9 protein-coding genes are annotated in these 8,486 nt (G+C 70.8%); 5 read left to right on the forward strand and 4 right to left on the reverse strand.

From position 1 onward, the window contains the following. On the forward strand, nt 1–1,186 hold a 1,186-nt coding region (locus F3J10_RS32830), incomplete at its 5' end, for a DUF72 domain-containing protein (protein ID WP_240155779.1). Nucleotides 1,187–1,275: 89 nt separating this feature from the next. On the opposite strand, the gene msrA is transcribed toward F3J10_RS32830, so the two are convergent. Further along, entirely contained in the window at nt 1,276–1,833 is a 558-nt protein-coding gene (gene msrA, locus F3J10_RS32835; RefSeq protein ID WP_025101698.1) for a peptide-methionine (S)-S-oxide reductase MsrA, read from the reverse strand. Nucleotides 1,834–2,001: 168 nt separating this feature from the next. Here msrA and F3J10_RS32840 point away from each other — a divergent pair, with 168 nt between their 5' ends. Then, the gene (locus F3J10_RS32840) at nt 2,002–2,514 is read left to right on the forward strand and encodes a flavin reductase family protein (RefSeq protein WP_025101697.1); all 513 of its coding nucleotides are present in this window, start codon (nt 2,002–2,004) and stop codon (nt 2,512–2,514) included. Here the strand turns inward: F3J10_RS32840 and F3J10_RS32845 are convergent. After that, a complete protein-coding gene (locus F3J10_RS32845) occupies nt 2,501–3,001 on the reverse strand; it encodes an Lrp/AsnC family transcriptional regulator (RefSeq protein ID WP_013699205.1) in 501 nt (166 codons plus the stop codon). The genes F3J10_RS32840 and F3J10_RS32845 overlap by 14 nt on opposite strands. 127 nt (nt 3,002–3,128) lie before the next feature. Between F3J10_RS32845 and kynB the strand changes: the two genes are divergently transcribed. From kynB to kynA, 3 genes are all read left to right on the forward strand, one after another. After that, nucleotides 3,129–3,776: an arylformamidase gene (gene kynB / locus F3J10_RS32850; protein ID WP_025101696.1), complete on the forward strand. Its 648-nt coding sequence runs from the start codon at nt 3,129–3,131 to the stop codon at nt 3,774–3,776. A gap of 75 nt (nt 3,777–3,851) precedes the next feature. Next, on the forward strand, nt 3,852–5,102 hold the full coding sequence (gene kynU / locus F3J10_RS32855) for a kynureninase (protein WP_167243832.1): 1,251 nt from the start codon (nt 3,852–3,854) through the stop codon (nt 5,100–5,102). A 46-nt stretch (nt 5,103–5,148) separates the two neighbouring features. After that, complete coding sequence (kynA, locus tag F3J10_RS32860) at nt 5,149–6,063, forward strand: tryptophan 2,3-dioxygenase (protein WP_167243833.1); 915 nt, start codon at nt 5,149–5,151, stop codon at nt 6,061–6,063. A 27-nt stretch (nt 6,064–6,090) separates the two neighbouring features. Here the strand turns inward: kynA and F3J10_RS32865 are convergent, their stop codons facing one another. Both F3J10_RS32865 and F3J10_RS32870 read right to left on the reverse strand, forming a co-directional pair. Beyond that, nucleotides 6,091–7,548, reverse strand: a complete 1,458-nt coding sequence (locus tag F3J10_RS32865; protein WP_167243834.1) for an MFS transporter — start codon at nt 7,546–7,548, stop codon at nt 6,091–6,093. 305 nt (nt 7,549–7,853) lie between these two features. Continuing rightward, on the reverse strand, nt 7,854–8,486 hold a 633-nt coding region (locus F3J10_RS32870), incomplete at its 5' end, for a thiamine pyrophosphate-dependent enzyme (protein ID WP_240155780.1).

Raw genomic sequence — 8,486 nt, forward strand, 5'->3', positions numbered from 1 at the left:
TGGCGCGGAAACCGAAATCCGGCAAGACGATTCCCCTTCACACCCCGGCGGCGCCGATTCGCGCCTGGCACCGGCCATGAACTCGTTGTTCGGCGACGAGGAGCTACCGCCGCCGGCCGTCGACGCCAATGCCGACGCCGATGCCGCCATCGCGGCCGGCGGCTCGCCCGACGGCAAGCCCGCCGCGTCGCGCCGCTCGCGCAAGCGCGGCGTCACCGCCGCCGCAATCGACGAGGTGGTGGCCGCCACCGCCGCGGCCCTGCCGCCCGGCGTGCATCTCGGCACCTCGACCTGGTCGTTCCCGGGCTGGAACGGCATCGTCTACGGCGAGGACTACTCGGCGCAGAAGCTCTCGCGCGACGGTCTCGAAGCCTATGGCGCGCATCCGCTGCTCAAGAGCGTCAGCATCGACCGCTCCTTCTACGCGCCGCTCTCGATGGCCGAGTACCTGCGCTACGCGCAGCAGGTGCCCGAGGATTTCCGCTTCGTGATCAAGGCGCCCGCCTCGGTCACCGACGCGGTGGTGCGCGGCTCGCGCGGCGAGCCGGCCGGCCCGAACCCGGCCTTCCTCGACGCGCGCATCGCCACCGACGACTTCGTGCGCCCCTGCCTGGACGGCCTGGGCCGCAAGGCCGGCGCGCTGGTGTTCCAGTTCTCGCCGCTGCCCGACCAATTGCTGGCCGACCCGGCCGGGCTGATCGAGCGCCTGGCGGCCTTCTTCGCCGCCCTGCCGCCGCTGCCGGCCGAGCCCGACGGGCCGCGCTACGCGATCGAGATCCGCGACGGCGCGCTGCTCACGCCGCGCTTCATCCGCATGCTGGCGAGCGCCGGCGTGCGCTACTGCGTCGGCCTGCATGCGCGGATGCCCGATCCCTTGCGCCAGGCCGCCGCGCTCGCGCTGCTCGACGGCGACACGCCCGGGCCGCTGGTGGTGCGCTGGAGCCTGCACGGCGGCTTCAAGTACGAGCAGGCCAAGGCCAAGTACGATCCGTTCGACAAGCTGGTCGACGAGGATCCGAGCACGCGCCACGCGCTGGCCGACCTGGCCGCGCGCTACGTGCTGGCCGGCCAGCCGGTGCTGATCACCATCAACAACAAGGCCGAGGGCTCGGCGCCGCTGTCCTGCATCGAGCTGGCGCGGGCGATCGGCGCGGCCGTCGAGCGGCTGCGCTCAGACGCGGCCTGAGCCGCCTGGGCCGCCCGCTTCGCCTGCCCTCGCGCCATGAAAAAACGGCGGCACCCCGATCGAGGTGCCGCCGTTCCGTTGCGTGCCGCTCAGCCGCGGTTCGACTTCAGCCGATGCGCAAACTTCTGGCGGAATTTCGCGATCTTCGGGCCGATCACCGCCGCGCAATAACCCTGCTGCGGATTGCGCGCGAAATAGTTCTGGTGATATTCCTCGGCCGGCCAGTAGTTGCCGTCCAGCAGCTCGACCTTGGTGACGATCGGCGCGCCGAAGATATGCTCGCGCTCGAGCGTGGCGATCACCTCCAGCGCGGCCTCGCGCTGCGCCTGCGACTCGGCGAACACCACCGAGCGGTACTGGGTGCCGACGTCGGCGCCCTGGCGGTTCAGCTGGGTCGGATCGTGCGTGGCGAAGAAGATCTCGAGCACCTCGCGATAGCTGATGCGCGCCGGGTCGTAGCTGACCTTCACCACCTCGGCGTGGCCGGTATCGCCGTCGCAGACCTCGCGATAGCCCGGGTTGCGCGTGTGGCCGCCCGCATAACCGGATTCGACCGCGAGCACGCCCTCGACATCGAGAAACACCGCCTCGGTGCACCAGAAACACCCGCCGCCGAACACGGCGACTTCCTGCACTGCCTGATTCATGTTCGCTCCTGACAGAGGATCCGGCCGGGGTTCGGCCGGATCGTTTCGGGCCGCCGGGTCGGGCAGCCATCGATTCCGTTAAAATCGGGACAAATTTCCCGATTTCCAGATGACCTCTTCCAACCTGTTTCGCCGCCGCGCGGGCGCCGCGCCGAGGGCCGTGCCGCGATGACGATCCGCGCCACCCCGCCCGACTTCGACGCCGCCACGTTCCGGCAGGCGCTCGGCCAGTTCGCCACCGGCGTGACCGTGATCACCACGCGCGCGCCGGGAGGCCAGTTGATCGGCATCACCGCGAGTTCCTTCAATTCGGTCTCGCTGGCGCCGCCGCTGGTGCTCTGGAGCCTGGCGACGCGCTCGGCCTCGCTGCCGGTATTCCGCGGCAACAGCCATTATGTGATCAATGTGCTGGCCGCGTCGCAGCTCGATCTCTGCAAGCGCTTCGCGACCGCCAAGGGCGACCGCTTCGAGGGCGTCTCGCACGCCGCCGGCCAGTCCGGCATGCCGGTGCTCGACGGCGCGCTGGCCTGGTTCGAGTGCCATAACCGCAGCCGCTACGACGAGGGCGACCACGTGATCTTCGTCGGCGAGGTGGAACGCTGCGGGCTGCACCCCGAAGCGGGCTCGCTCGCGCCGCTGGTGTTCCACGGCGGCGCGTTCCACGGGCTCAATCCGCTCTGACCGCCCCGGTGCGGGCCAGCGAGACGGGCGGCCCCGCCTCGTCCTTGAGCGTCTGCAGGACGATGTTGGAACGGATGTCCATCACGCCCGGCGCCTTGTAGAGGTGATTGAGCACGAATTCCGAATAGTGCTTGAGATTGTGGGCCAGCACGCGCAGCAGATAATGCGTCTCGCCCGTCACCACGAAGGCCGATACCACCTCCGGCCATTCCTTCAGCGCTTCGGCGAAGCGCTCGTGCCATTGCTCCTGGTCGTTGCGCATCGACACCTGCACGAAAGCCTCCAGCTCGAAGCCGAGCTTTTCGCGGCTCAGGCAGGCGCGATAGCACTCGATCACGCCCTGCTCCTCCAGCAGCCGCATCCGCCTCAGGCAGGCGGACGGCGACAGCGAGATGCGCTCGGCCAGGTCGAGGTTGCTGATCCGGCCCTCCTGCTGCAATACGGCGAGAATACGGCAATCAGTAGCGTCCAGCGAGATTGCATGCATTTCTGGTCCCCGTTTTAGCTATCGTTCAAATTATCTGCGATATTTGCCGAATGTCCATGTTTATTTCGCAAGCACTTTGCGGCCTCGATTGCCTATCATTCGAGCTGTGGAGACTTGATGAAAAACAATGGAAACGCTCTGGGATATTTCGCCGGCCATCTCCCCCGCCACGCCCGTCTGGCCCGGTGATACCGAGGTCGCGGTCGAGCGCGTGTGGCGCATGGAAGCCGGCTCGCCGGTCAACGTCGCGCGGCTGACGCTCTCGCCGCATACCGGCGCGCACGCCGACGCGCCCCTGCATTACGACGCCGAGGGCGCGCCGATCGGCGCGGTGCCGCTCGATGCCTATCTCGGAGCCTGCCGCGTGATCGACTGCCTGGGCGCGGCGCCCGCGGTGGCGCCCGGGCGGATCGCCGCCGCCTTGGCGGGCTGCCCGCCGCGCGTGCTGCTGCGCACTTATGCGAACGCGCCGCAACAAGCCTGGGACAGCGCCTTCTGCGCGGTCGAGGCGGCCACCATCGACCTGCTGGCCGCGCACGGCGTGCGCCTGGTCGGCATCGACACGCCCTCGCTGGACCCGCAGGAATCGAAGACCATGGACGCGCACCGCCGCGTGCGCGCACACGGCATGGCGATCCTGGAAGGCCTGGTGCTGGATGCCGTGCCGGCCGGCGACTACGAGCTGATCGCGCTGCCGCTCAAGTTCGCGACGCTCGATGCGAGCCCGGTGCGCGCGGTACTGCGCGCGCTGCCCGTCGATCGCGCGACGCCCTGATTCCCCCGATCCGACTTTCCGGCGCGCGGCTGCCGCTCGCGCCTCCCCCACTCACGAACCCAATCGATCCGCACCATGCAAACCCGTGAAGATGCGCTCGCCCTCGATCGCGACGACCCGCTCGCCCCGCTGCGCGAGCGCTTCGCCTTGCCCGACGACACCCTCTACCTCGACGGCAATTCGCTCGGCGCGCGCCCGAAGGCTTCGGCCGCGCGCGCCCAGGCGGTGATCGAGGCCGAATGGGGACGCGACCTGATCCGCAGCTGGAACACCGCCGGCTGGTTCGCGTTGCCGCGTCGCCTGGGCGACCGGCTCGCGCCGCTGATCGGCGCCGCCGAGGGCGAGGTGGTGATCACCGACACGATCTCGGTGAACCTGTTCAAGCTGCTCTCGGCGATGCTGCGCGAGCAGGCCAGGCGCGCGCCCGAGCGCCGCGTGATCGTCTCGGAGCGCTCCAACTTCCCGTCCGACCTCTATATCGCGCAAGGGCTGATCGCCCAGCTCGATCGCGGCTACGAGTTGCGACTGGTCGACCACGCGGCCGAGCTGGAAGCCGCGATCGACGCCGATTGCGCGGTCGCGATGATCACCCACGTCAATTACCGCAGCGGCTACATGCACGACATGGCCGCCCTCACGCGCCATGCGCAGCAGGCCGGCGCGCTGATGCTGTGGGACCTCGCCCACTCGGCCGGGGCGGTCCCGGTCGACCTGAACGGCGCGGCGGCCGACGGCGCGGTCGGCTGCACCTACAAATACCTGAACGGCGGCCCCGGCTCGCCGGCCTTCACCTGGGTGCCGAAGCGCCACCAGGCCAGCTTCGAGCAGCCGCTGTCGGGCTGGTGGAGCCATCGCGCGCCGTTCGCGATGGAGCCCGGCTTCGCGCCCGATGCGAGCATCTCGCGCTTCCTGTGCGGCACCCAGCCGATCGTCTCGATGGCGATGGTCGAATGCGGTCTCGACATCTTCCACGAGACCGACATGGGCGCGATCCGCCGCAAGTCGCTGGCGCTGGCCGATGCCTTCATCGCGCTGGTCGAGTCGCGCTGCGCCGGGCTCGAGCTGCGGCTGGTCACGCCGCGCGAGCCGGCACGGCGCGGCTCGCAGGTCAGCTTCGAGCATCCGCACGGCTACGAGGTGATGCGCGCGCTGATCGCGCGCGGCGTGGTGGGCGACTATCGCGAGCCGCGCATCCTGCGTTTCGGCTTCACGCCGCTCTACACGCGCTTCGTCGATATCTGGGATGCCGTCGAGGCGCTGCGCGAGGTGCTCGCCACCGAGGCCTGGCGGGCGCCCGAGTTCGCGGCCCGCACGGCGGTGACCTGAGCCGCCGCCCCCGCCGACGTGAGCGCCCCTGACCTGCCGGAGAGCATTGATCGTGAATCCTGACCATTCCAAGACCGACGGCGCCGATGCGCCGCCGCGCTGCCCGTTCTCGGGCACGCCGGCCCCGGCCGCCGCCGCCGGCGAGGGCTGGCACGACGCCCAGCTCGATTTCTCGAAGTCGATGAGCTATGGCGACTACCTGTCGCTCGGCTCGATCCTGAAGGCCCAGCATCCGCTCTCGCCCGACCACAACGAGATGCTGTTCATCATCCAGCACCAGACCAGCGAACTGTGGATGAAGCTGGCGCTCTACGAGCTGCGCGCGGCGCTCGATTCGATCCGCCGCGATGCGCTGCCGCCCGCCTTCAAGATGCTGGCGCGCGTCTCGCGCATCCTCGAGCAACTGGTGCAGGCCTGGAGCGTGCTGGCCACCATGACGCCGTCCGAGTATTCGGCAATGCGCCCCTACCTGGGCGCTTCCTCGGGCTTCCAGTCCTATCAGTACCGGCAGCTCGAATTCCTGCTCGGCAACAAGAACGAGCAGATGCTCAAGCCGCACGCGCATCGCCCGGAGATTCTCGCCGAGGTGGAGGCCACGCTCGACGCGCCCTCGCTCTACGACGAGGTGGTGCGCCTGCTGGCGCGGCGCGGTTTCCCGATCGCGACCGAGCGGCTCGCGCGCGACTGGCGCGCGCCGACCGCGCACGACGCCTCGGTCGAGGCGGCCTGGCTAGCCGTCTATCGCGATCCCGCCGCGCACTGGGAGCTCTACGAGATGGCCGAGGAACTGGTCGACCTCGAGGATGCGTTCCGGCAATGGCGCTTCCGGCATGTCACCACCGTCGAGCGCATCATCGGCTTCAAGCAGGGCACGGGCGGCACCAACGGCGCGCCCTATCTGCGCAAGATGCTCGACGTGGTGCTGTTCCCCGAGCTGTGGCACGTGCGCACCACGCTGTAGGCGGCACGCGCGCCGCAAGGCCGGCCCTCATCGCGACGGGCCGGCGATCCCTTCCCCGCCAAGCCGTTGCGCACGCAACGGTTTCACATGATCGCGCAGCACGGCCAGCGCGAGCGCCGCGATCGTCATCGACACCACCAGCATCGCCAGATAACCGGCCTTCCCGGCCGCGCCGATCACCCAGGCGCCGGCGAAGGCGCTGAAGATCGCGCCGAGCCGGCCGACCATCAGCGCGCCGGCGGTGCCGGTGGCGCGCACCGGGGTGGCGTACAGGTGCGCGCAGAGCGCGTACATGGTGGCCTGCACCGCATTGACGAACAATCCATGCAGGCCGAGCCCGAGCAGCAGCCAGCCGCGCTGGCTCGCGACATCGACACCGAACAAGGCGGCCGCGCTGGCCGCGCCGCCCAGCGCGCTCAATACCAGCGGCCAGCGCGAACCCCAGCGCGCGATGGCCAGCGCGCAGCCGAGCGCGCCGATCACGCCGCCCAGGTTGTAGGCGGTCAGGCCGCTGCCGGCCACGTCCACGCTCAGGCCCTGCGCGGCCAGCATCGCCGGCAACCAGCTGAAGGCGCTGTAGACGGCCAGCAGGGACATGAAGAACGCGCACCAGAGCGCGAAGGTGTCGCCGGCCAGGCCGTCGGCGAACAGCGCGCGAAAACCACGCCGCTCGGCGCCGATCCGCGCTGACGGCGCGCCACCCACGATCCGCTGCTCGCGACCATCCGCGCCCGCGGCGGCCGCCGCTCGCCGCTCGACCGAATCGCTGAAGGCGGCATCGGCGGCCACGGGCCGGCGCATGCGCGCCAGCAGACGTCCCAGTTCGGGCCAGCGCGCACGATGGCGGGCGAGGTAGCGCGGCGATTCGGGCAGCGTCGCGAGCAGCACGACACCGAGCAGCAGCGGCAGCGCGCCGCCGGCGACGAACAAACCCCGCCAGCCCTGCACCGGCAGCACCGCATGCGCGAACAAGCCCGCCAGCATGCCGCCGAGCGGCACGCAGACGATGGTGGCGGTCACCATCAGGGTGCGATGGCGCGCCGGCGTGAATTCGGCGGTCAAGGTGGTGGCGGTCGGCAGCGCGCCGCCAATGCCGAGGCCGGCCACGAAGCGCAGCGCGGCGAGACCCGCGATGTCCTGCGCCGCGCCGATCGCGCAGGTGGCCGCGCCGAACACGAACACGCTGAGGATCACGGCGCGCCGGCGGCCGAAACGATCGGCGAACGGGCCCGCGGCGGCGCTGCCCAGCCCCATGCCGACCAGGCCGGCGGCCACCGCCGGCACGAAGGCCTCGCGCGCCAGGTGCCAGTCGCGGATCAGGGCCGGAATCGCGAAGCCGATCAACTGGCCGTCGAAACCGTCGAGCACGATCGACAACGCGGCCAGCAGCACGGCCAGGCCCTGCATCGCGCTGAACGGGCCGGCGTCGAGCGTCGCGCCGATATCGACGCCGCCCGCGGCCGCGGCCTGCCGCGCGCCGTTCATGCGCGGCCTCGATGCGACTGACCCGCAACGATGTCGTGCGATGCGAAGCGGCGCGCCGGCGCCCTGGCGAATCGGCTCATGTCCTCACTCTCCTCGGAATCCGGCGCGCTCTGGCAAGCCGCTTGCCGGGGCGGCCGCTTCGACGATCTTGCGGCCGGTTCATGGTGGTTTCGCCGCGCGTTGGCCGCCGATCGGCAGGGTCGATCGAGGGAGGCGATGCGTGCCGAACCAGCGGCGCGCCGCGCGAGCCCGCGCATCATAAGGCGATTCGCGCCGGCCCGGCGGCACGACCCGAAGCGCCGCGTTCAGGCCACCACGATCTCCAGCAGGCTCGGCCCGGGACCCGCCAGCGCGGCCTGCAAGGCCTCGCGCAGCAGCCCGGGATCCGCGACGCGCCGGCCCGCGCAACCGAAGCCGCGCGCGAGCGCGACGAAATCGAGCCCGGGCAGCGCGGTGCCCTGCACCGTCTCGCCCGCCGCGAAGCCGAACACGGGCGCGAATTCCTGCAGGGCCGCGTAACGGCCGTTGGCGAGGATCAGGAAGGCGATCGGCAGGCGACGCTGCGCGGCGCTCCACAGCGCCTGGATCGCATAGAGGCTGGAGCCGTCGCCGAGCAGCGCGATCACGCGGCGGCCCGGCTCGGCCAGCGCGATGCCGACCGCGGCCGGCATCGCGTAGCCGAGCCCGCCGCTGTCCATGGTGTAGAAGCTGTCGGGCCGCGTGAAGGGCAGGTGCCGCTGCATCGCGGGCCGCGAGCTGGGCGCTTCCTCGACCACGATATCGGCCGCCTCGCGTACCTCGGCCAGCGTCTGCATCACGAATGCGACCGACATCGGGCCATCGCTGCCGCTGGCTTCTCCAGCACCGCCGGGCCCGACCCGCGCCGGCGCCTCGCGCGCGCCCGGCATCGCGCGCGCCGTCACGGCGGCCGGCACCGG

This window comes from Burkholderia sp. Cy-637 (genome assembly GCF_011753175.1).
Lineage (GTDB): Bacteria > Pseudomonadota > Gammaproteobacteria > Burkholderiales > Burkholderiaceae > Burkholderia > Burkholderia gladioli.

Excerpts from the sequence above, each read along its gene's own strand:
- F3J10_RS32865 (WP_167243834.1), bottom strand. The coding sequence starts at position 7,548 with ATGAACGGCGCGCGGCAGGCCGCGGCCGCGGGCGGCGTCGATATCGGC.
- msrA (WP_025101698.1), bottom strand. The coding sequence starts at position 1,833 with ATGAATCAGGCAGTGCAGGAAGTCGCCGTGTTCGGCGGCGGGTGTTTC.
- kynU (WP_167243832.1), top strand. The coding sequence starts at position 3,852 with ATGCAAACCCGTGAAGATGCGCTCGCCCTCGATCGCGACGACCCGCTC.
- F3J10_RS32845 (WP_013699205.1), bottom strand. The coding sequence starts at position 3,001 with ATGCATGCAATCTCGCTGGACGCTACTGATTGCCGTATTCTCGCCGTA.
- kynB (WP_025101696.1), top strand. The coding sequence starts at position 3,129 with ATGGAAACGCTCTGGGATATTTCGCCGGCCATCTCCCCCGCCACGCCC.
- F3J10_RS32840 (WP_025101697.1), top strand. The coding sequence starts at position 2,002 with ATGACGATCCGCGCCACCCCGCCCGACTTCGACGCCGCCACGTTCCGG.